Here is a 22,285-nt window from a genome sequence, read left to right as displayed (position 1 = left end):
CGCGTAGGCGGGGACCCGGTGGCGTTGCCTGCTCCCCCTGCACGGCCCTGTCCCGTGCCGTTGGTCACGCCTCCCCGCGGCCGTTCGCTGGAGTACGCTTGACCGGTTCGTTTCCCCAGGAACAGTTGCAATGAAGAAGACCGGCCTCTGCCTGGCGCTCGCCGCCGCCCTTGGAATGACCATGACCGCCTGCAACCGCACCGACGCCCCCGCGGCCGGCGCCGCGGCCGAACAGCCGGCCACGCCCGCGACCCAGGACAACCCGTTCTTCGTCAAGAGCGACCTGCCGCTGGAATACCCGCACTTCGACCGGATCAAGGACAGCGACTTCGCCCCGGCCTTCGACGCCGGCATGGCCGAGCAGCTGAAGGAAGTGGAGGCGATCGCCGGCAACGCCGAGCCGGCGACCTTCGACAACACCATCGTCGCCCTGGAGAACAGCGGCCAGGTGCTCGAGCGCGCCCTGACCGTGTTCTTCAACCTGGTCGGGACCGACACCAACGACACCCGGCAGAAGCTCGAAGCCGACTACTCCGAGAAGCTGGCCGCGCACCAGGACGCGATCCGCCTCAACGGCAAGCTGTTCGAACGCATCCAGGCCCTGTACGACGGCCGCGAAGGCCTCGGCCTGGACGCCGAGGGCAAGCGCCTGGTCGAGCGCTACTACACCGACTTCGTCCGTGCCGGCGCCAAGCTGTCCGACGCCGACAAGGAAAGGCTGAAGGCGATGAACGCCGAGCTGGCCAAGCTCGGCACCCAGTTCGACCAGAACGTGCTCGGCGAGGTCAACGCCTCGGCGGTGACCTTCGACAGCGCGCAGGCCCTGGCCGGTTCCAGCGAGGCCCAGATCGCCGCCGCGGCCGACGAAGCCAAGAAGCGCGGGCTGGACGGCAAGTATGTGGTCACCCTGCTCAACACCACCGGCCAGCCGCCGCTGAGCTACCTGACCGACCGCGAGTCGCGGCGGAAGATCTTCGAGGCCTCGATGGCCCGCGGCAGCCGCGGCGGAGATTTCGACAACACCGGCCTGGTCGCCCAGGTGGTCAAGCTGCGCGCCGAGCGCGCCGCCCTGCTGGGCTACCCGAACTACGCCGCCTACGCCCTGGAGGACGCCACCGCCAAGACCCCGCAGGCGGTCAACGACATGCTCGGCAAGCTGGCCCCGGCCGCCGTGGCCAACGCCAAGCGTGAGGCCGCCGACCTGCAGAAAATGATCGACCAGGAGCAGGCGGCCAAGGGCGAGGCCAGCTTCAAGCTCGAGCCGTGGGACTGGGCCTTCTACAGCGAGAAGGTGCGCCAGGCCAAGTACGACTTCGACGAATCCCAGCTCAAGCCGTACTTCGAGATGAAGAACGTGCTGGAGAACGGCGTGTTCTTCGCCGCCAACCAGCTCTACGGGATCAGCTTCAAGGAACGCACCGACCTGCCCAAGTACCGCGACGACATCTGGACCTACGATGTCGTCGACGCCGACGGCAAGCCGCTGGCGATCTTCATCTTCGACCCCTATGCGCGCGAGTCCAAGCGCGGCGGCGCCTGGATGAACTCGTACGTGTCGCAGTCCAGGCTGCGCGGCACCCAGTCGGTGGTCGCCAACCACCTCAACATCCCCAAGCCGCCGGCCGGCGAGCCGACCCTGCTGACCTGGGACGAGGTGACCACCACCTTCCACGAGTTCGGCCACGCCCTGCACGGCATGTTCTCGGACGTGAACTATCCGTACTTCAGCGGCACCAACGTCCCGCGCGATTTCGTCGAGTTCCCGTCCCAGGTCAACGAGATGTGGGCCGACTGGCCGTCGATCCTGGCCAACTACGCCAAGCACCACCAGACCGGCGAGGCGATGCCGCAGGCGTTGCTGGACAAGGTCCTGGCCGCGGGCAAGTTCAACCAGGGCTTCGCCACCACCGAGTACCTGGGCGCGGCCATGCTCGACCAGCGCTGGCACCAGATCGGCGCCGACCAGGTGCCGGCCGCCGACGGCGTGATGAAGTTCGAGGCCGACGCCCTGGCCGCCGACGGCATCGCCTATCCGCCGGTGCCGCCGCGCTACCGCACCCCGTACTTCAGCCACATCATGGGCGGCTACGCGGCCGGCTACTACGCCTACATCTGGTCGGAGGTGCTGGACGCCAACACCCAGGAATGGATGCGCCAGCACGGCGGCCTGAAGCGCGAGAACGGCGACCGCTTCCGCGCCACCCTGCTCTCGCGCGGCGGCAGTAACGACGCGTTGCAGCTGTTCCGCGATTTCGCCGGCCACGAGCCGAAGATCGAGCCCCTGCTGGCCAAGCGCGGGCTGGACAGCGCCCCGCGCTGATCCGTCGCTCTCCATGCGTCGCCGACTTCGCCACCTTCCGGGTGGCGAAGTCGTTTACGGGGCCGGGATGACCCTGCCGGTGTCCGCACTATCCACAAGCGGTGTGGATGAGCGCTGCACGAAGCTGTGGATAAGCGCTGGCGACCCAGCAACGGCGGGGCTGTCAAGATGCGTGGCGGTTTTTTCGCCAGTGCCGGGCCGGGATTGCCGGCGGTGCAGTCAGCGCGGGGCGAGGTAGCCGCCAGGAACGCCGTGCGGCGACAGCACGATCTGCCACAGCTGCGAGCGCCGGCAGCGGAAGGTCGCCATCGCGCCGGCCAGGTAGAACCGCCACATCCGCCGGAAGCGCTCGTCGTAGCGCGCGTCCAGGCGCTCCCACGCGGCCTCGACGTTGTCGCGCCAGGCCTGCAGCGTGCGGTCATAGTCGGCCCCGAAGTTGTGCCAGTCCTCGATCACGAACAGCCCTTCGCAGGCCGCCGTCACCTGCGCCGCCGACGGCAGCATCGAGTTCGGGAAGATGTAGCGCGCGATCCACGGGTCGGTCCGCCGCACCGAGACGTTGCCGCCGATGCTGTGCAGCAGGAACAGCCCCGGCTCTGCGTCCGCCCGGGCCACCAGGCAGCGCCGCACCACCTCGAAGTACTCCCGGTAGTTGCGCACCCCCACGTGCTCGAACATCCCGATCGAGAACACCGCGTCGAACGGCTCGTCCAGCTCCCGGTAATCCTGCAGCCGGATCTCCACCGGCAGGCCCGCGCACAGCCGGCGCGCATGCGCGGCCTGCTCGGCCGAGATGGTCACGCCCACGCCCTCGATCCCGTAGCGCCTCGCCGCGTACTCCAGCGCCTCGCCCCAGCCGCAGCCGATGTCCAGCACGCGCATGCCGGGGCGCAGACGCAGCTTGCGGCAGACCAGGTCCAGCTTGGCCTCCTGGGCCGCATCCAGGTCGGCGGCCTGGCGCCAGTAGCCGCAGCTGTAGACCATCCTGCGGCCGAGCATGGCCGCGTACAGGTCGTTGCCCAGGTCGTAGTGGCGGCGGGCGACCTCGCGGCTGCGGCGCAGGCTCTGCGGGTTGGCCAGCCGCGCCAGCAGCACGTCGCGGATCTCGCCGATGCCGTGCACGCGCCGGTCCAGGCCGGCGCGCAAAAGCCGCACCATCAGCTCATCCAGCGCGCGCGCATCCCACCAGCCGTCCATGTAGGACTCGCCCAGGCCCAGCGAACCGCGCGCCAGCAGCCGCGCGTACAGCCGCCGGTCGTGGACCTGCAGGTCCCAGTCCCGCTCCCCGCCCGGGCGCACGTCCGCTTCCGCCAGCAACGCTTCGACGCGACGCTGCGGGAGCGGGACGCCCTTCATCGCCTAGGGCGAGAACAGCCCGCGGTAGTCCGGGGCCAGGTACGGCAGCAGCACCGCGGCCGGTACCTCCACGTACTGCACGCCGTCGGCATAGGGACCGACCTGGTAGGGCGGGAACACGAAGTGCAGGCCGGCCAGCTTGCCGTCGGCGCCCTTCACCGGCTCGAACTGGGAGAAGTTCTCGGGCTTGGGCTCGGTGCCCTCGTCGATCATCTTCAGGGCCACGGCCAGCAGGCGCTGGCGGTCGGCCGGCTCCAGCGACTCGTCGGCCGCGCGCACGTGGGCGGCGGTGCCCAGCTGCTCGCCGACATAATCGGCCACCTGCTGCCAGCCGGCCGGCGTGGCCAGCAGGCGCTCGGACGTCAGCATTTCCTGGCGCTGCGGCAACCAGACGAAACGCGCCACCAGCGGCTGGCCATGGGCGCCGCCGGTGTAGAGGCTGCCGTCGGCGGCCACCGCGATCACTTCCTGGGTTTCCAGCAGACTGCGGAAGCCCAGCGACAGTTCGTACGGCGCCGTCGGCGGCGCCTGCAGGCCGTCCAACGCCTGCTGCAGGTCGGCGCGGGCGGCCTGGGCGTAGTCGTGCAGCGCCCGGGCCAGGCCGGGCTGGGACGCGGCCGAGGGCGGATAGCTGATCCCGATCACGTAGCGCGGATCCTGCTCGATCACGTCCTCCAGGGACACGGTCGCGTCCGCACCGGCAGCGGCGGGCGCTTCGGTCACGGCCGCCGGCGCTTCCGGAACGCTGCCCGGGGTCGCGGCCGGTGGCGGCTCGCGCCCGCAGCCGGCGGCCAGCACGGCAGCCAGGCCGGCCGCCACGGCGATCATCCACTTTCCGTCAGGCTTCATTGCCGGCATCTCCGTTGCGCATCCTTCGCCCAGTCTAGCGCTGCCCCGCGGCATCTTCAGCCGGCCACCAGGTCGGCGAACTCGGGATGGCGCCCGGCCCAGACCGCCGCATAGGAACAGGCCGGGACCACCTTCCAGCCACGCCCGCGGGCGAGTTCGAACGCGGCCCGCACCAGCTGCGCGGCCACGCCGCGGCCGCCGATCTCGGCAGGGACGCCGGTGTGGTCGATCACCAGGGCGCTGTCCCCGGCCAGGTGGTAGGTCAGCTCGGCTTCGTGGCCTTCGAGACGGACCAGGAAACGCCGCGCGGCGGGATCGTGCTCGACGGCGGTCGGGGCGGCGGGGGAAGAGGCCATGGTCGGAGTCTCCGGATCGGCAAAAGGCGACGCTCAGCGTCACATTCTGGCGATCCGGCCGGCAAAGGGAAGTGAGGAAGGCCGGTGGCGCAAGGCATCGGGGACAGCGTGCGGCGATTGGCACGGGTCCTGCGACGGACATGGCACACACGGCCACAATGGATGGAGTCCGCCATGACCACCTTCGACCCGCATGCCGCCAACGATTGCGCCAGCGACGCCTCCCTGCTCGAGGGGCTGTACCAGCTGGTGGTCAGCGGCCATACCGACAGCTGGGAATTCGAACAGCTGACCAACGAGGTGTACGAGCGCCTCATGAGCACCTATTCGGTCGCCGCCTGACCGGTCTTCCGAAGGGGCGCACGGCGCCCCTTCGTCGCTTCCCCGCTGCGCATCCATCGAAGCCGCACGCGCCCCTCAACGGTGATCGCGCTTGCGCTGGTTGCGCCGGTCGTGGGTGCTGGCGCTGCCCTGGATCGCGCGCATCCGGCTCTCGCCGGCGTGCAGCTCCTGCGCCTTCGCGGCCGCCTCGGCCGATACGTGGCCCTCCACGTCCGCCGCATGCGGCGTTCCCTGCTCCTCCAGCAACCGCCAAGGCGGGGTCTGCCGTGCCTGCTCCTGCTGCGCCTGCAGCAGTTCGTGGGTCCTGGCCAGGGCCTGCTCCGGGGTCGGGCTGCGACGGCGGGGGCGGGAAGCGACCTTCTTCACGCTGGCCTTTTTCACCGCGGCCTTTTTCACCGCAGCCTTCTTCGCCGTGGCTTTGTTCACTGCGGTCTTCTTCGCTGCCGGCTTCCCTGCCGTCTTGCGGGCCGGGGACGGGTTGGCGGTGGCCTTGCCGGCCGTGCTTTTCCGAGCGGCGGACTTCTTCGCCACCGTTTTCTTCGCTGCCGTTTTCCGGACCGCAGCCTTCTTCGTCGAAGCCGTCCTGGCCGCGGACTTCTTCGTCACGGCCTTCTTCGCCGTGGTCTTCCTGGCCGTGGCCTTCTTCGCCGCGGACGCGGCCTTGGCCGGTTTCGCGCCGGCCTTGCCGGCCTTCGTCGCGGCATCTGCCGCGCGCTTGCGCGCGGTCGTGGACGTACCTGCCGGGGTCTTGCGTGCGGTTGCCATCTCCACCCTCCGTTTCAGGGACACGGGAGGCAGGCTGGCACGGGCCACATTCAGGCCCGGTGAGCGTGGCCGCTCAGCCGAAGCGCGGGTTCAGCAGCTGCTGGACGAACACCTGGGCCAGCCGCGGCTCCATCGCCAGCATGAACATCACCCCGAACGCGGCCCCGGCCAGGTGCGCGCTGTGGTTGATCCGGTCCCCGCCCTTGCGGTCCATCCAGATGCTGTAGCCGACGTAGAACACCGCGTACAGGATCGCCGGGGCCGGAATGAAGAACACGAAGATCAGCGACCACGGCGAGATCAGGATGAAGGCGAACAGCACCGCCGACACCGCGCCGGAGGCGCCGAGGCTGAAGTAGTTCGGGTTCTTCTGGTTCTTCAGGTAGCTGGGCAGGATCGAGACCGCCAGCGCGGCCAGGTAGAACAGCGGATAGGTCAGCAGGCTGCCGGTCACCTGCAGCATCACCTGCTCGATCAGCCGGCCGAAGAAGAACAGGGTGACCATGTTGAACAGCAGGTGCGGGAAATCGGCGTGCAGGAAGCCGTAGCTGACCAGCCGCCAGTATTCGCGCCTCTGCGAGACCGCCGGCGGCCACAGGATCGTCCGGTCGACGATCCGGCGGTCGTTGAACGCCAGCCAGGACACCAGCGCGGTGATGGCGATCAGGACGAGGGTGACGGGTGATTGCATCGGCTACGGATCTCAGGCGGCACGGTAGTTGTCGACCACCCGGTAGCTGCGCGCGTACAGCCCGAACACCAGCGCGGCCACCAGGGCGAAGACGGCGAAGAAGAACATCTGGAAGGCGGTGGTGCTCAAGCCGGTACTGGCGATGCTGCCGGTCACCGACTCGTTGCGCACCGCCGCGTTGGCCAGCAGCACCCACAGGTTGCCGATGGTGGTGGTCAGGTTCCAGAAGCTCATGACCACGCCCTTCATCGCCTGCGGCGCCTGGCTGTAGGCGAACTCCAGGCCGGTGGCCGAGACCAGCACCTCGCCGAAGGTCAGCAGCGCGTACGGCAGGACCTGCCAGACGATGGACATCGGCTCGCCGCCGTCCATCACCACCTGGATCCCGCCGACCACGATCCAGGCCAGGCCGCTGAAGGCGATGCCGGCGGTCATCCGGCGCAGCGCGGTCGGCTCCCAGCCGAAGCGGCGCAGGGCCGGGTACAGGACCAGGTTGTTGAACGGGATCAGGATCATCACCAGCGCCGGGTTCAGCGCCTGCATCTGCGAGGACACGAACCATTCGGGCTTGGCCATCGCGTTGCCCTGGATCACCCAGGTCGAGGCCTTCTGGTCGAACAGCGAGAAGAACGGCGTGGTCAGGGCGAAGATCACCAGCACCCGCAGCACGCTGCGCGCGCCGTCCACGGCCGCGTCCGGATGCACCCCGCGGGCGCGCTCCAGCTGCAGCCAGGCGCCGCCGCCGACCCCGGCCAGCAGCAGCACCAGGGCCACGCAGAAGGCGATCACGAAGCCCAGCGACGGAGTCAGCGCCAGCGCGGCCACGGCCAGGACCACGCCGGCCAGCGCGATCCACAGGCCCGCCCTGCCCTGCCCGGGCGCCTGCGCCAGCAAGGCGGTACGGATGATCCGCGAGAACGCGTGCGGGTCCTGGACCCGCGCCGGCGGCACCAGCACGTAGCGGCGGCGGCCCAGCCAGAACACCAGGGTGGCCACGAACATCAGCAGCCCGGGGATGCCGAACGCCACCGACGGCCCGAGGTTCTTCAGGAACAAAGGCATCAGCAAAGAGGCGAACAGCGAGCCGAAGTTGATGATCCAGTAGAAGGCGTCGAACACGATCCTGGCCAGGTGCTTGTTCGACTGGTCGAACTGGTCGCCCATGAACGAGGCCACCAGCGGCTTGATCCCGCCGGCGCCCAGCGCGATCAGGCCCAGGCCGGTGAAGAAGCCGAGCCGGTCGTGCTCGAACAGGGCCAGGCAGGCATGGCCGGCGCAGTACACCAGCGAGAACCAGAGGATGGTGTTGTACTTGCCGAAGAAGCGGTCGGCCAGCCAGCCGCCCAGCAAGGGGAAGAAGTACACCCCGATCATGAAGGTGTGCATCAGGTCCTTGGCCGCCAGTTCCCGCTCCTGCCCGGCCAGCACGTGCTGCAGCAGGGTCGAGGTGATCAGGAACTGCACCAGGATGTTGCGCATCCCGTAGAAGCTGAAGCGCTCGCAGGCCTCGTTGCCGATGATGAAGGGGATCTGGCGGGGCATGCGCCCGCGGGCGGCGGTGGTCGGGATGGCCATCGTCGGGTCCGTCACAAAAGAAACGGAGGGTACCCGATCGGGTGCGCCGCTGTCCGGACCGGGGCCAGCCGCTCCAGGGCGCTGGCATCATGGCCTCCTGCCCGTTCCCGCCCCGATGCCGATGACCCGTACCACGTTCCGCCCCGGCGGCCTGATCCTGCTCCTGGCCGGGCTGGCCGCGTTGCTGCCGGTGGCCGCTTCCGCCGCGCCCACGGCCAGCGAAACCCTGTCCACCGTGTCCGAACGCTCCGGCTTCCTGCGCACCGGCCGCTACGAGGAGGTCCCGGCACTGGCGGCCGCCTTCCAGGCGCGCTGGCCCGACCGGGTCCGTACCTGGAGCTTCGGCACCACGCCCGAGGGCCGGCCGATGCAGGTGCTGGCGGTCACCGCCAGCGGCGCCTTCGATCCCGCGCAGGCACGCCGCCGCGGCCTGCCGGTGGTGCTGGTCCAGGGCGGCATCCATGCCGGCGAGATCGACGGCAAGGACGCCGGCTTCCTCGCCCTGCGCCAGGTACTCGAAGGCCAGGCGGCGGCCGGCGCGCTGGACCGGCTGGTGCTGCTGTTCGTGCCGGTGTTCAACGTCGACGGCCACGAACGCTTCGGCGCCTGGAACCGGCCCAACCAGCGCGGCCCGGAGGAAATGGGCTGGCGCACCACCGCCCAGGGCTACAACCTCAACCGCGACTACCTGAAGGCCGATTCGGCCGAGATGCAGGCCATGCTGCGCCTGGTCCGCGACTGGGACCCGCTGGCGATGGTCGACCTGCACGCCACTGACGGCGCCCAGTTCGAGCACGACATCTCGATCCAGGTCGAGCCGCTGCACGCCGGCGACGAAGCCCTGCGCCGCGCCGGCCGCCAGTGGCGCGACGCCACCGTCGCCGACCTGGCCCGCCAGGGTTCCCTGCCCCTGGACTTCTATCCCTCGTTCGTGATCGAGGACGACCCGGCTTCCGGGTTCGAGGACGGGGTCTCGCCGCCGCGCTTCTCCAGCGGCTATTTCCTGCTGCGCAACCGCTTCGGCATGCTGGTGGAGACCCACTCCTGGAAGCCCTACCCCGAGCGCGTGCGGATCACCCGCAACGCGGTGGTCTCGGTGCTGGAGCAGATGGCCGCGCATGGCGCCCAGTGGCGCCGGCTGGCCGACGCCGCCGACGCCCGCGCCGCGGAGCTGGGCGGCACGACCCAGGCGCTGGACTGGAAGGCCACCGACCAGGCACGGACCGTCGACTTCCGCGGCTACGCCTATACCCGCACGCCCTCGGAAGTGTCCGGCGCGCTGATGACCCGCTACGACGAATCCACCCCGCAGGTCTGGCACCTGCCCCTGCGCGACCAGGTGGTGCCGGCGCTGGAGGTGACCGCCCCGCGCGCCGGCTACCTGGTGCCGCCGGCCTGGGCCGCGGTGGTGCGCCCGGCGCTGGAAGCCCACGGCGTGGCCTTCCGCCCGCTGGACGCGGACTGGGCGCAGGCGCCGGTGGCCGCGTTCCGCGCCACCGCCATGAAGTTCGCCGCCGCCCCGAGCGAGGGCCACCAGCGCGCCACCCTGGAGGGCGCCTGGGCCCCGGAACGGCGCGACATCGGCGCCGGCGCGCTGTACGTGCCGCTGGCCCAGCCGCTGGCGCGGCTGGCGCTGGCCCTGCTGGAACCGCAGGCGCCCGACTCGCTGGCCGCCTGGGGCGGGTTCAACAACGCCTTCGAGCGCAAGGAATACATGGAGGACTACGTCGCCGAGGACGTGGCCCGGCAGATGCTGGCCCGCGATCCGGCCTTGCGCGCGCAGTTCCAGCGGCGCCTGGAAACCGACCCGGACTTCGCCGCCGACCCGGCCGCGCGCCTGGATTTCTTCTACCGCCTGCATCCGGCCTGGGACGAGCGCTACGGCCTGTATCCGGTGCTGCGCCTGGACCAGCCGCCCCCTGGAGCGCGCTGATGCGGTCTTCGCCGACTCTCGCGCGAACGCTGCTGTCCTGCCTGCTGATCCTGGCCGCCAGCACCGCGGCGGCCGGACCGGCGCAGGACGCCGCCCAGGCACGGACCGCCGCCGACGTCGCCCCACAACCGGCTCCCGCGGCGCCGCATGCATCGCGTCAGCCGCCGGTGTCCGCCCCGCCGGAATCCACGGAGGCGTCTGCCCCGGTCGCGCCTGGATCCGCCACCGATGCCGCCGCGACCGGAGACGCGCCTGCCTCCGCCGGCTTCAGCCTGGTCACCCTCAACCTCTACCACGACCGCGACGACTGGCCGCGGCGGCGGATCCAGATCGTCGATACCCTGCGCCGGCTGCGGCCGGACGCGATCGCCCTGCAGGAGGTGCTGGAGGACGAGGGCCTGCCCAACCAGGCCGCATGGCTGGCCCGCGAGCTGGGCTATGCCTGGTACTTCGTCACCACCGACCCGCCCAGCCGCAGGCGCCGCTACGGCAATGCCATGCTGACCCGCCAGGTCGCGATCGAGGATGGCCAGACCCTGCTGCATCCGCTGGAGGACCACCGCGTCGCCGGCATGGTCCGGGTGCTGGCCGATGGCCATCCGCTCAACCTCTACGTCACCCACCTGCATTGGACGCCCGAGGGCGGCGCGATGCGCGCGCGCCAAGTCGAGGACCTGATGGCATGGATCGCCGCCACCGCCGACGGCGCCCCGAGCGTGGTCGCCGGCGACCTCAACGCCGAAGCCGACGCCCCGGAACTGGCCCCGCTGCGCGAAGGCCACGACGATGCCTGGCAGAGCCTGCATCCGGATGCGTCCGTGGCCGAGGGCAGCACCCTCAACCCGCACTATTTCGCCGCGCCGGCCCGGATCGACCACGTGTTCGTCGAGCGCGGCCGGCTGCAGCCGCTCGTGGCCAGCCTGCTGTTCACCGCACCGGATGACGAAGGCACCTGGGCCTCGGACCATCGCGGCCTGCTGGTGCGCCTGCGCCTGGCGGAAGAAGCCGCGCAAGCGGCGCCCTGAGGGCCCCCATCCGCCGCCAATGCGGGGCGTCGCCTTAATGATTCGCATACATCGCCTTCGCACCGGCCATGCATGCGGCGCCCTACCCTCGGCCGTTCCGAGCCACCCAGCCAAGGAGTCCCGCGCATGAGCCACCTCACCGGAAAACGCGTCGCCATCCTCGCCAGCAACGGCTTCGAGGAGTCCGAACTGCTCGAACCGATGCGCGCCCTGCGCGAGCACGGCGCCCAGGTCGACGTGGTCTCGCCGGAACAGGGTTCGATCCAGGGCATGCGCCATTTCGACAAGGGCCGCAGCGTGGACGTGGACCGCGACCTGGCCGGAGCCGATGCCGCCGACTACGACGCCCTGGTCATCCCCGGCGGCCTGTTCAACCCCGACGCCCTGCGCCACGACGACAACGCGATCCGCTTCGCCCGCGCGTTCTTCGAGGCCGGCAAGCCGGTCGGCGCGATCTGCCACGGCCCCTGGGTGCTGGTGGACGCCGGCGTGGTCGAACAGCGCGAGCTGACCTCGGTGCCCAACATCCACCGCGACCTGGAGAACGCCGGCGCGCGCTGGGTGGACCGCGAGGTGGTGGTCGACCAGGGCCTGGTCACCAGCCGCACGCCCAAGGACCTGCCGGCGTTCTGCGCCAAGCTGGTGGAGGAAATCGGCGAAGGCCGGCACCGCGGCCAGGAGCGCTCGGCGTGATGGGGCCGGATGCGCCGCGCGCTTCCGCAGAATCCCACCGTCCAGAGCGTCCCGCCTCCCGGGGCGGCGGCCTGCTGGCCGCAGCTGCCCTGGCACTGCTGCTCGCCGCCTGCGCCAAGGCGGGCGATCCCGCAGCGGCCGCCGCCATCGGCGAAACCGCCGAGCCGGCACCGCCGCCCCCCGCAGCGACCATCGTCGAGAGCCACTGGCAATGCGGAGAGCAGCGCATCGCCGCGCGTTTCGACCGCGACGCCGGCGATCTCACCCTGACCCACGACCGCGGCCAGCTGTTGCTGCCGCAGGTCGAGGCCGGCTCCGGTGCCCGCTATGCCGACGGCAACGGCAACGAGTTCTGGGACAAGGACGGCGCGGCCAGCCTGACCCTGTCAGGCCTGCCGGCGCGCGAATGCAGCCGGGTGCAGGCCGGGGGCTGATCCCCGCCGTACCGATCCGCCAGCGCTCAGACCTCGGTCGAGGCCCGCAGCGCGGCGATCCGCTCGGGCAGCGGCGGATGGCTGAGGAACAGCCGGCGCAGCCCCTGGCCCATGCCGCCGGCGATGCCGAAGGCCTCGACCTGGGCCGGCAAGGTGCTCTGGCCGTGGTTGAGCGAGAGCCTTTCCAGCGCGGCGATCATCTTCTCCCGGCCGGCCAGGCGGGCGCCGCCGGCGTCGGCGCGGAACTCGCGGTGGCGCGAGAACCACATCGCGATCATGGTCGCGAACAGGCCGAACACCATCTCCAGCACCATCACCACCGCGTAATAGGCCAGGCCGCGTCCGCCATTGCCCTCGCGGTTGCCGGACAAATAGCTGTCCACCACCCCGCCGACCACCCGCGCCAGTACGATCACGAAGGTGTTGAGCACGCCCTGCAACAGGGCCATGGTCACCATGTCGCCGTTGGCCACGTGCGCGACCTCGTGGCCGAGCACGGCTTCGGCCTCCTCAGCGCGCATGTTGCGCAAAAGGCCGGTGGACACCGCCACCAGCGCGTTGTTGCGGTTGGCGCCGGTGGCGAAGGCGTTGATCTCCGGCGCGTCGTAGACCGCGACCTCGGGCATGCCGATGCCGGCGGCCCGGGCCTGGCGCTGCACCGTGGCCAGCAGCCAGCGTTCGGTCTCGTTGCGCGGCTGGGTGATGACCTGGGCGCCGGTGGCGCGCTTGGCCATCCACTTGGACATCAGCAGCGAGACCAGCGAGCCGCCGAAGCCGAACAGCGCCGCCATCACCAGCAGCCCGCCCATCTGGTTCGGATTCACTCCGAGCAGGGACATCACGATGCCGGCCAGGAACAGGACGGCCAGGTTGGTGGCGAGGAACAGGGCGATGCGGCTGAACACGGGCAAGTCTCCGGGGGATTGGCTTGTCGGCTTGTCGGAAAGGGGAATGGGTACGCGCCGGCTTGAAATCAAGCCACGCCCGCCGCGACCATGCGGTGATGCCCGGATCGCCGCCCGTCCCGCCGCCACCGCCCTACCGCGGCCGCTTCGCCCCTTCGCCGACCGGCCCGCTGCACGCAGGGTCCCTGCTGGCGGCGCTCGGCAGCTGGCTGCTGGCGCGGCGCGCCGGCGGGCAATGGCTGGTGCGGATCGAGGATCTCGACCCGCCACGCGAGGTGCCCGGCGCCGCCGAGGCCCAGCTGGCGACCCTGGCCGCGTTCGGCCTGCTCTCCGACGCGCCGGTGGTCCGGCAGAGCGCACGCCACGACCTCTACCGGGCGGCGCTGGAGGGGCTGCTCGCCCAAGGCCTGGCCTTCTCCTGCTCCTGCAGCCGCAGCGAACTGGCCGCCCAGGGCGGCATCCACCGCCGCTGCGTGGCCGCCGCGCCGCGGCCGCGGCCGGCCATCCGCCTGCGGGTGGCCGACGGCAGCATGGTCGCGTTCGAGGACGGGCTGCAGGGCCGGGTGGTCCAGGACGTGGCGGCCGAGGTCGGAGACTTCGTCCTGCTGCGCGCCGACGGTTGCTGGGCCTACCAGCTGGCGGTGGTGGTCGACGATGCCGACCAGGGCATCACCGACGTGGTGCGCGGCGCCGACCTGCTCGACTCCACCCCGCGCCAGATCCTGCTACAGCGTGCGCTTGGCCTGCCGGTGCCGCGCTACCTGCACCTGCCCCTGCTGCTCGATGCCGATGGCCACAAGCTGTCCAAGTCCAGCGCCGCCCTGCCGGTGGACGCCGCGGATCCGGTCCCCGCATTGCAGCATTGCTGGACCCTGCTCGGCCAGGATCCGGCACCGTTGCAGGGCGCGAGAAGCCCCGACGCACTATTGCGGTGCGCGCTTTCGCACTTCGATGAAGCACGCCTGCCGGCACGCTTGCACTTTCATGAAGCGGCCTCTAAAACTGCAACGTCCACTACCTGAATAGACCAGCCCTGGGAGGGGCCGTCCCATGAGCAGCAGTCGCGTCGCACTCGTCACCGGCGGTACCGGCGGCATCGGCACCTCCATCTGCAAGCGCCTGGCCGACATGGGCCACAAGGTCGCCACCAACTACCGCAACGAGGAAAAGGCCAAGGCGTGGCAGGCGCAGATGAAGGCCGACGGCTATGACATCACCCTGGTCAAGGGCGACGTCACCTCGCCCGACGAGGCCGCGGCCATGGTCCGGGAGGTCGAGCAGAAGCTCGGCCCGGTCGAGATCCTGATCAACAACGCCGGCATCACCCGCGACGGCACCTTCCACAAGATGAAGGCCGAGCAGTGGAACGACGTGATCAACACCAACCTCAACTCGGTGTTCAACGTCACCCGACCGGTGATCGAGGGCATGCGTGACCGCAAGTGGGGGCGGATCATCCAGATCAGCTCGATCAACGGCCTCAAGGGCCAGTACGGCCAGGCCAACTACGCCGCGGCCAAGGCCGGCATGCACGGTTTCACCATCTCCCTGGCGCGCGAGAACGCCAAGCTGGGGATCACCGTCAACACCGTCTCGCCCGGCTACGTGGCCACCGACATGGTGATGGCGGTGCCGGAGGAAGTGCGCGCCAAGATCGCCGCCGACATCCCCACCGGGCGCCTGGGCAAGCCGGAGGAGATCGCCTACGCGGTCGGCTTCCTGGTCGACGACCAGGCGGCCTGGATCACCGGCTCGAACCTGGACATCAACGGCGGCCACCACATGGGCTGGTAACCGTCAAGCCCGCCGACGGCAGTTGCATGCACTGCTGCGGTGCGCCATGCTCGCGCCCACTTGAAGCCACGAGTGAGCGCTCTGCCGATGGCCGCCACACGCATCATCAAGAAGTACCCGAACCGCCGGCTGTACGACACCGAGATCTCCAGCTACATCACCATCGAGGACGTGCGCCAGCTGATCCTCGACGGCGAATCGTTCGAGGTGCGCGACGCCAAGAGCGGCGAGGACCTGACCCGCTCGGTGCTTCTGCAGATCATCGCCGAGCAGGAGCAGGACGGCGAGCCGATGCTCTCGACCCAGCTGCTGAGCCAGATCATCCGCTTCTACGGCGATTCGCTGCAGGGCTTCATGGGCAACTACCTGGAGCGCAGCATGCAGCTGTTCATGGAGCAGCAGCAGAGCTTCCGCCAGCAGATGGGCAACCTCCTCGGGCAGACCCCGTGGACGGCGATGAACCAGCTGACCGAGCGCAACCTGGAGATCTGGCAGGAGTTCCAGCGCGGCCTGACCGGCGGCGGCCTGGGCCGTCCGGCCGCACCGCCGCGCGGCGAACCCGAGCGCGGCGGCGGCACCGGCACCGGTACCGGCGGCAAGCCTCGCCGCTGAGGCGCGCGCCCTACTGCCTGCAGAACTTCTGCCGGTACTCCATCGCCTTGGGCATCAGCCCCTGCAGGGTCTGGATCCGGGTGCCCGGATTGGGGTGGGTGGAAGAGAACTCCGGCGGCGCCTCCCCGCCCGAGGACTCGCTCATCCGCTGCCACAGGCCGATGGCCTCGTTGGGGTCGTAGCAGGCCGCGGCGGCCAGCATCAGCCCGACCTCGTCGGCCTGGGTCTCGTGGCTGCGCGCGTACGGCAGCAGGTAGCCGTAGCCCATCGCCGCCATCACCATCTGCTGCTGTTGCGGGTCCATGCCGCTGGCCGCGCCGGCCATCTGCCCGATCTGCGCCAGCTTCTGCTGGCTCATCCGCTGCGCGCCGTGGCGCAGCAGCGCGTGGGCGATCTCGTGGCCCATCACCACCGCCATCGCGTCGGCGCTCCGGGCCACCGGGACCAGGCCGGTGTAGACCGCCATCTTGCCGCCGGGCAGGCAGAAGGCGTTGGCCTGCTCCGACGGGATCACGTTGACGTCCCACTCAAACTGGCGCCAGTGCTCCGGCGCGGCCATGCCGTGCTCGGCCGCCAGCTCGGCGGTGACCACGTCGACCTTGGCGATCAGCCGCCGGGCGATCTCGGTGATCTGCTGCGCGGTCGGGTCGGACTTCGGCAGGGGCCGCTCCTGGGACAGGATCTCCTTGTAGGCCTGCAAGCCCAGCGCGCGCTCCTGCTCCGGCCCGATCGAGCTGTCGATCAGCACCGTCTCGCCGGTGTACGGATCCTGGGTGCGGTTGGACAGGTAGTAGCAGCCGCCATAGGCCAGGAAACCGAGCAGCACCAGCCAGCGGATGTTGCCGAACAGGCCGCCGCCGCGGCGCCGCACCTGCTGGCCGTCGCCGCGGCCGAACGGATCGTTGCGCATGCTCCCCTTCCTCCTCAGATGCCGCGTACCAGCCGGAAGCCGACGCGCCCGTTAGTGATATCCGAATCCATCGAGCCCCGCCACGCCGACCGGGTCTGCGCCGGAGCACCGGCCCAGGAGCCGCCGCGGATCACCCGCGCCCTGCAGCCCGGGTTGAACCAGGGCGCGCCGTCGGCCGGGGCCCGCCGGTAGCTGGCGTGCCAGCAGTCGGCGACCCACTCGGAGACATTGCCGGCCAGATCGTGAAGGCCCCATGCATTGGCCTGGAAGCGCCCGGCCGGGGCCGGCCCCCAGTAGCCGTCGCCGTAGCCGACGAAGGCGTTGTTCCAGCCGCGGCCGTTGTGCGAGGCGTCGTTGCCGCCGGCGAAGTTGCCGCTGCCCGGCGGCGGGATGCCGGCATCGCCCCAGGGATAGCGGCCCTGGCCGCCGGCGCGCAGGGCGTATTCGAACTCGGCCTCGCTCGGCAGCCGGTAGTGGCGGCCGGTCTGCTCCGACATCCAGGCGGCGTAGGCCTCGGCGTCGCGCACGCTGACGTGCAGCACCGGATCGCTGGCCGTGGCCGGACGGCCGTCGTAGCCGGAGCGCCAGTCCACCCCGCTGCGGCGGACGAAGTTGCCGCTGCGCTCGTCGTAGACGGTGGAATTGCCGCGCCGGGTGGCGCGCGGGCGGGCGCCGGCGGCGGCCACGAAACGGCCGAATTCGGCCACCGTGACCTCGGTCAGGGACATGGCGAAGCCGCGGTCGAAACGCACGTAATGCGCCGGCTTCTCCGCCTCGGCCGCGCTGGCCTCGGAAGCCTCGGCGCCCATCCGGAACGCACCGTGCGGCACCACCACCATCTGCGGGCCGCGGCTGCCGTCGGCCAGGCCGTCGGTGAACACCTGGCCGGGGCGGAACACGCCGTAGTGGGTCACCAGGTCGATCCGCTCGCGCAGCTGCACCGCCACCGGGTCGCCGGGATCGGCGATGCGCAGGACCTCGGCCAGGCGGGCGCGGGCATCGCGCAGCCCGGTGGGCTGCAGCAGATCGTGCAGGGCGGCGTCGCGCAGGGCCGCGATCCGCCGCGCGCGCACGGCATCCACCCGCCGGCGTGCGTCGGCGACCGCCCCGGCCTCGTCCTCGCGCGCCGCATGGGCGTGCGCCAGCCAGCGCGAAGCCGTTTCGAAATCCAGCGCGTGGGCGGCGGCCTCGGCCCGGTCCAGCGCCGCGCTCTCCACCGCGGCCACGCCCTGGCGCGCACGCGCGTCTTCGGGCGCCAGCGCCAGCGCGTCGCGGAAATAGGCCAGCGCGCCGTTGCCCTGCTCGCCCAGGCGGCCACCGCGCAGGTCGTCCTCGCCGGCGGCATCCAGCGCCGCGACCCGGCGGGCGGCCTCCACCGCCTGCTGCAAGGCCTGCACCTGCGGATCGGCCGGGGCCAGGGTGCGCGCCACCGCGGCCAGCTGCATGGCCCGGACCAGCCCGGCGCCATCCTCGCCCGCCTCCTCCAGCGACTTCCGGGCCGCGGCCAGCACCGCCGCCCGGGTGCGCTCCAGGCCACGCTGCGCGGCACGGTCGTCCGGATCGGCGCGCAGCAACGCCAGATACAGCGGCGCGGCGGCGTTCGCATCCTCATACAGATGGCCCTGTTCCAGGGCCGCGGCCGCCTGCCGGCGCAGGGCCGCGCGGTCGGCGTCGGCGGCCGGCGCGGGCGGGATCCACACCTCGGCCACCGCATGGGCCTCGTCGCCGCTGACCGTCACCTGCGGCGTGGCGGCGGCGGGCTCGGCCTGCGATACCGATGCCGATGCCTGCGCCGGTGGGGGCGCGGGCGCACGGCCGCAGGCTGCCGCCAGCAGCAGGACCGTCCACAGCCATCTCCGGGCTTGCCCGCGCAAACCTCCTCCCTTCGTCTGCATCCGCACGAACCGGTTTGACGTTAGGCTATCGCAGCCCGCAGCGGCAACCGCAAACCCACCGGAACCCACGTGTCGCAACCCCTCTGGATCGACCAGCCCGCCGAACTCCTGCGCCGGCTGGAGAACGCCCCGCCCCTCGTCGGCCTGGACACCGAATTCATCCGCGAACGCACCTACTGGCCGAAACTGGCCCTGGTGCAGATGGCGATCGGCGAGGAGATCCTGCTGGTCGACCCGCTGGTGCCGGGCATGCCGCAGGCGATCGCCGCCTGGCTGGACGCGCCGCACGTGCTCAAGGTGATGCACAGCGCCAGCGAGGACCTGGTCACCTTCAAGTGCGCCTGCGGCACCCTGCCGCGACCGATGTACGACACCCAGACCGCCGCCGCGCTGGCCGGGATCGGCGCCGGCCTGGGTTACCAGAAGCTGGTCGAGCAGGTCACCGGCGTAGCCCTGGCCAAGGGCGAGACCCGCTCGGACTGGATGCGCCGCCCGCTCAGTCCCTCGCAGCTGGAGTACGCGGCCGACGACGTGCGCCACCTGGCCGCCCTGTACCGGGCCACCGGCATCCGCCTGCGCGAGCTCGGCCGCCAGGACTGGATGATCGAGGACATGGAGCGCACCCTGGCCAACGCGGCGCGCGACGAGGGCGAGCGCTGGCCGCACCTGTCGCTGCGCGCGGCCCAGTTCCTCGACCCCGGGGGCCAGCGCCGGCTTTTGCGCCTGCTGCGCTGGCGCGACCTGCACGCCCGCGAGAGCGACCATCCGCGCAGCTGGGTGCTGGACAACGAACTGGCCGTGACCCTGGCACGCGAGGCGCCGGCGGACCTGGCCGCCGTGCAGCAGCGCCTGGACGCCACCCCCAAGTCGCCGCGCAAGCTCGGCCCGGCGATCTGGCAGGCCCTGTCCACCCCGCTGGCCGATGAGGATGCGATGCCGGCGCCGGCGGCCGAGGCCGACCGTAATGCAGTCAAGCGCCTGCAGGACGCGGTCGTCCGGCGCAGCGCCGAACTGGGCCTGCCCGACGGCGTGCTCGCCTCGCGTCGCCACCTGGAAGCCCTGCTGGAAGGCGGCGACTGGCCGCCAGCCCTGCAGGGCTGGCGCCGGCGCGAACTTGAACCGGCGCTGGCGCCCCTGTTGGCAGCCGCGCCCACGGCAGGCTAGAATTCGCGCCGCGCGTCGGGGCGGAATACCGCCAGGTGGTCCAGAACACCGTCCGCGCGCCGTGGGGCCATAGCTCAGCTGGGAGAGCGCGTCGTTCGCAATGACGAGGTCGGGAGTTCGATCCTCCCTGGCTCCACCATCTATAAGTCCTAGGATATCCAGGACCACACTAAACCCCTGAGAAATCAGGGGTTTTTTGTTTTCCGGGCATCCGACTTCGTCCGGAGCCGTCCCTTGTAATCCGATACCCGCGGGGGCAACCTTGGGGGCAACTGGTCACCCGGCAAGGGAGTTGCCCCCAATGCTTACCGATCTGGCCATCCGCAGGGCCAAAGGTAATGGAAAGACCCAGCGTCTGTTCGATGCAGGCGGCCTGTACCTGGAGATCTCGCCCACCGGGGGCAAGTGGTGGCGCCTCAAGTATCGGCACGGGGGCAAGGAAAAGCGCCTGTCTTTGGGCACCTATCCCGAGGTCGGTCTCGCGGAGGCCCGCGACAAGCGGGCCGAGCACAGAAAGCTGCTCTCGGCGGGCGTCGATCCGGGGCAGCACCGTAGGGCCGCCACGGCTGCCGGAACGGAACGGGCGGCCAACAGCTTCGAAGTTGTGGCACGCGAATGGTTCGCCAAGCAGCAGGTCGGCTGGGCCTCCAGCCACGCCGACAAGGTCATTGCCCGGCTCGAGAACGACATCTTCCCATGGCTGGGAAGTCGCCCCATCGCCGAGATCACCGCACCCGAGCTACTGCGGCACCTGGATCGCATTGAAGGCCGTGGCGCGGTCGAAACCGCGCATCGTGCGCTGCAGAACTGCGGCCAGGTCTTCCGGTACGCCGTGCAGACCGGTCGTGCCGAGCGGGATCCCTCCTATGACCTGAAAGGCGCCCTCACCCCTCATCGCACCCAGCAGTACGCCCATGTGGTCGAGCCGGCCGAGATCGCCGTCCAGCTGCGGAAGATCCATGCCTGCAAGGGCACCTTCCCGGTGCTCTGCGCACTGCGCCTGGCGCCCCTGATGTTTGCCCGTACGGGTGAACTGCGGCACATGCGCTGGGCAGAGCTCGACCTCGAAGCTGGGCAATGGTGCTACATGGTCAGCAAGACCCGGCGGCAGCACATTGCCTCGCTCTCTTCTCAGGCCGTGACGATCCTGGCCGAGCTGAAGCCACTGACCGGCACCCACGAGTACGTGTTCCCCGGCAAGGGTCGTGACCGGAAAGAGCCGATCTCCAGCAACGCCATCCTCCAGGCCTTGCGCCGGGCCGGGATCACGAAGGAGGAGCAGACCATCCACGGCTACCGGCATACCGCCAGCGTGCGGCTCAACGAAATGAGCACCTGGAACCCGGATGCGATCGAGGCCGCCCTCACGCACAAGATGCCTGGCGTCCGAGGCGTGTACGCCGGTCGCGCCCAATACTTGGACGAGCGGCGGCGGATGATGCAGGCGTGGGCGGACTATCTGGACGCCCTTCGCATGGGAACCAATGTCGTCCCGATCAAACGCGAAGTGGCCTAGCCTCTCGCGGCGCGCCGGGATGAGCGGCTGACGCGCGGTAGTCACAACGATGCAGGGGCATCCTAGTCGTCCGTGAGACGTCGTCGTACCTCTATGGATTGACGGCCGGCCGCCGGCATGGCTAATCTGAAAGGGTCAGCGTCGCTGGCGGGCCCCGCTGAGGCCCAGATGGCCAGGTGCCTTATCAAGCAAAAGCGTGCAAATCGACAGTGATTTGTGCAATGCCGGCGTTTAGTCCGGCTCTTTTGTATGGGCTCTTGTTGCCATGAACAAATTCAAAAAATTTCCTGATTTTATTACACTCGACGATGATAGCGAGTTCATCCTGTCGATCGTTCAAGCGTTCCATTTCAGCTTTCCCGCCGATCTCCGCCAGTACGCTCGGCTCGACACGAGCGAGTTGGATACCAGCTTTCTGACGGAACCGCTTTCGATCCGCAACCTACTGAACGCGGCTTACGCTGGCGCTGCACCGCTGCCCGTCAGCCGCCGCCGCTTCTTCAAGAAGGCTGATTGGATCAACAGGCGGACCCCGGAAAATCCCCCCAAATTCCGGACCGACTCCGAAGCACGCGAGAACAGTGCAGCCAGTGAGTGGGGAATGAGTTTCGGGGAGCTGAAGCGGTTGTATAAGCATCTCGACACTCTTGCAAAGGACCTCACTGGCCTCGATTCGTTCGAAGATGTCTTCAAGTGCGACGATTACATCCTCGACGACCGGAGTGCATCGGCGCCGGAGAACCGAGAGGTTTACGTCCGAGGGCCCCTCTATCTCTGGGACTTCGCGAAGGCAGTCAAGGAGCACGGTCTCGACAACATGTGCTTCGGCACGTATCTCGACTGGGTCCTCTTCACTCACCTGGACAACGGCATTGTCTCCGGACTGGCACTTCAGCCCGCCGCGCTCCGCTTCGGAAACTTCGATGACAACCCCGTATTCGACATTGATCGTCGCCACCTGATCCCTAAACCATTCCCGATCATGGAGGTACCTGAGGACGTACGGGCGGCCTGCATGGAACTGGCGAACCGGAAATTTCCAGACCACCCCTTCGACTTCATGCCTCCGCCTCAGGTTGAATTGGGAGTCGAATACGGATCGAATTCGGTCACCTATGGCTTTGTCTGTACCAGAGCGGAGGCCTGACCC

General features: G+C 69.9%; 21 protein-coding genes and 1 tRNA gene. 13 read left to right on the top strand and 9 right to left on the bottom strand.

The genetic code is table 11. From position 1 onward, the window contains the following. Nucleotides 1–130 precede the first annotated feature (130 nt). Nucleotides 131–2,320 (top strand): M3 family metallopeptidase, encoded by a 2,190-nt coding sequence (locus CSC62_RS06820; protein ID WP_162405423.1) that lies wholly within the window; start codon nt 131–133, stop codon nt 2,318–2,320. A gap of 219 nt (nt 2,321–2,539) precedes the next feature. Here CSC62_RS06820 and cfa read toward each other — a convergent pair whose 3' ends face one another. From cfa to CSC62_RS06805, 3 genes are read right to left on the bottom strand one after another with little or no spacing between them, the layout of a single operon-like run. Further along, complete coding sequence (cfa, locus tag CSC62_RS06815) at nt 2,540–3,676, bottom strand: cyclopropane fatty acyl phospholipid synthase (protein WP_162405422.1); 1,137 nt, start codon at nt 3,674–3,676, stop codon at nt 2,540–2,542. A 3-nt stretch (nt 3,677–3,679) separates the two neighbouring features. Next, nucleotides 3,680–4,525, bottom strand: coding sequence for a DUF3298 and DUF4163 domain-containing protein (locus tag CSC62_RS06810; RefSeq protein ID WP_246194256.1), 846 nt, complete (start codon nt 4,523–4,525; stop codon nt 3,680–3,682). Nucleotides 4,526–4,581: 56 nt separating this feature from the next. Beyond that, the gene (locus tag CSC62_RS06805) at nt 4,582–4,881 is read right to left on the bottom strand and encodes a GNAT family N-acetyltransferase (protein WP_162405421.1); all 300 of its coding nucleotides are present in this window, start codon (nt 4,879–4,881) and stop codon (nt 4,582–4,584) included. A gap of 174 nt (nt 4,882–5,055) precedes the next feature. On the opposite strand from CSC62_RS06805, the gene CSC62_RS17770 reads away from it, so the two are divergent. Then, nucleotides 5,056–5,223: a hypothetical protein gene (locus CSC62_RS17770; protein WP_170298357.1), complete on the top strand. Its 168-nt coding sequence runs from the start codon at nt 5,056–5,058 to the stop codon at nt 5,221–5,223. Nucleotides 5,224–5,298: 75 nt separating this feature from the next. Here the strand turns inward: CSC62_RS17770 and CSC62_RS06800 are convergent, their stop codons facing one another. From CSC62_RS06800 to CSC62_RS06790, 3 genes are all read right to left on the bottom strand, one after another. Continuing rightward, nucleotides 5,299–5,988, bottom strand: coding sequence for a histone H1-like repetitive region-containing protein (locus tag CSC62_RS06800; protein WP_162405420.1), 690 nt, complete (start codon nt 5,986–5,988; stop codon nt 5,299–5,301). A 73-nt stretch (nt 5,989–6,061) separates the two neighbouring features. Continuing rightward, nucleotides 6,062–6,679, bottom strand: coding sequence for a rhomboid family intramembrane serine protease (locus tag CSC62_RS06795; protein WP_162405419.1), 618 nt, complete (start codon nt 6,677–6,679; stop codon nt 6,062–6,064). 12 nt (nt 6,680–6,691) lie between these two features. Beyond that, nucleotides 6,692–8,254: a POT-type proton-dependent oligopeptide transporter gene (locus CSC62_RS06790; protein WP_162405418.1), complete on the bottom strand. Its 1,563-nt coding sequence runs from the start codon at nt 8,252–8,254 to the stop codon at nt 6,692–6,694. 121 nt (nt 8,255–8,375) lie between these two features. On the opposite strand from CSC62_RS06790, the gene CSC62_RS06785 reads away from it, so the two are divergent. From CSC62_RS06785 to CSC62_RS06770, 4 genes are all read left to right on the top strand, one after another. Further along, complete coding sequence (locus CSC62_RS06785; protein ID WP_162405417.1) at nt 8,376–10,187, top strand: M14 family metallopeptidase; 1,812 nt, start codon at nt 8,376–8,378, stop codon at nt 10,185–10,187. Further along, nucleotides 10,187–11,212, top strand: a complete 1,026-nt coding sequence (locus CSC62_RS06780) for an endonuclease/exonuclease/phosphatase family protein (RefSeq protein WP_170298356.1) — start codon at nt 10,187–10,189, stop codon at nt 11,210–11,212. Before CSC62_RS06785 ends, CSC62_RS06780 begins: the two co-directional genes overlap by 1 nt. Before the next feature lie 126 nt (nt 11,213–11,338). Then, nucleotides 11,339–11,905, top strand: a complete 567-nt coding sequence (locus CSC62_RS06775; protein ID WP_162405416.1) for a type 1 glutamine amidotransferase domain-containing protein — start codon at nt 11,339–11,341, stop codon at nt 11,903–11,905. Continuing rightward, nucleotides 11,905–12,339: an MliC family protein gene (locus tag CSC62_RS06770; protein WP_246194266.1), complete on the top strand. Its 435-nt coding sequence runs from the start codon at nt 11,905–11,907 to the stop codon at nt 12,337–12,339. The genes CSC62_RS06775 and CSC62_RS06770 overlap by 1 nt, the downstream gene beginning before the upstream one ends. A 26-nt stretch (nt 12,340–12,365) precedes the next feature. On the opposite strand, the gene htpX is transcribed toward CSC62_RS06770, so the two are convergent. Further along, nucleotides 12,366–13,244 (bottom strand): protease HtpX, encoded by an 879-nt coding sequence (gene htpX / locus CSC62_RS06765; protein ID WP_162405414.1) that lies wholly within the window; start codon nt 13,242–13,244, stop codon nt 12,366–12,368. 98 nt (nt 13,245–13,342) lie between these two features. Between htpX and gluQRS the strand changes: the two genes are divergently transcribed. The 3 genes from gluQRS to phaR all read left to right on the top strand — a co-directional run bounded on the left by gluQRS (nt 13,343) and on the right by phaR (nt 15,650). Beyond that, on the top strand, nt 13,343–14,266 hold the full coding sequence (gene gluQRS, locus CSC62_RS06760; RefSeq protein ID WP_162405496.1) for a tRNA glutamyl-Q(34) synthetase GluQRS: 924 nt from the start codon (nt 13,343–13,345) through the stop codon (nt 14,264–14,266). Between the two features lie 28 nt (nt 14,267–14,294). Further along, on the top strand, nt 14,295–15,038 hold the full coding sequence (gene phbB / locus CSC62_RS06755; RefSeq protein WP_162405413.1) for a beta-ketoacyl-ACP reductase: 744 nt from the start codon (nt 14,295–14,297) through the stop codon (nt 15,036–15,038). A gap of 87 nt (nt 15,039–15,125) precedes the next feature. After that, nucleotides 15,126–15,650, top strand: a complete 525-nt coding sequence (gene phaR, locus CSC62_RS06750; RefSeq protein WP_162405495.1) for a polyhydroxyalkanoate synthesis repressor PhaR — start codon at nt 15,126–15,128, stop codon at nt 15,648–15,650. A 10-nt stretch (nt 15,651–15,660) separates the two neighbouring features. Here the strand turns inward: phaR and CSC62_RS06745 are convergent, their stop codons facing one another. Both CSC62_RS06745 and CSC62_RS06740 read right to left on the bottom strand, forming a co-directional pair. Next, entirely contained in the window at nt 15,661–16,560 is a 900-nt protein-coding gene (locus tag CSC62_RS06745; RefSeq protein WP_162405412.1) for a M48 family metallopeptidase, read from the bottom strand. A 14-nt stretch (nt 16,561–16,574) separates the two neighbouring features. Beyond that, complete coding sequence (locus tag CSC62_RS06740; protein WP_162405411.1) at nt 16,575–18,455, bottom strand: formylglycine-generating enzyme family protein; 1,881 nt, start codon at nt 18,453–18,455, stop codon at nt 16,575–16,577. 69 nt (nt 18,456–18,524) lie between these two features. On the opposite strand from CSC62_RS06740, the gene rnd reads away from it, so the two are divergent. The 4 genes from rnd (at nt 18,525) to CSC62_RS06720 (ending at nt 22,282) form a co-directional block, all read left to right on the top strand. Continuing rightward, a complete protein-coding gene (gene rnd, locus CSC62_RS06735) occupies nt 18,525–19,619 on the top strand; it encodes a ribonuclease D (RefSeq protein ID WP_162405410.1) in 1,095 nt (364 codons plus the stop codon). Nucleotides 19,620–19,682: 63 nt separating this feature from the next. Then, nucleotides 19,683–19,758: transfer RNA gene (locus CSC62_RS06730), tRNA-Ala, on the top strand. A gap of 162 nt (nt 19,759–19,920) precedes the next feature. Next, nucleotides 19,921–21,135, top strand: a complete 1,215-nt coding sequence (locus CSC62_RS06725) for a tyrosine-type recombinase/integrase (RefSeq protein WP_425501996.1) — start codon at nt 19,921–19,923, stop codon at nt 21,133–21,135. A gap of 265 nt (nt 21,136–21,400) precedes the next feature. After that, nucleotides 21,401–22,282 carry a hypothetical protein gene (locus CSC62_RS06720; protein ID WP_162405408.1) on the top strand — a complete coding sequence of 294 codons (882 nt, stop codon included), beginning with the start codon at nt 21,401–21,403 and terminating at the stop codon, nt 22,280–22,282. Nucleotides 22,283–22,285: the final 3 nt, after the last annotated feature.

Source organism: Pseudoxanthomonas jiangsuensis (genome assembly GCF_010093185.1).
In the GTDB taxonomy this organism is placed as follows: domain Bacteria; phylum Pseudomonadota; class Gammaproteobacteria; order Xanthomonadales; family Xanthomonadaceae; genus Pseudoxanthomonas; species Pseudoxanthomonas jiangsuensis.
This window is presented reverse-complemented; position numbering and strand designations above follow the sequence as displayed.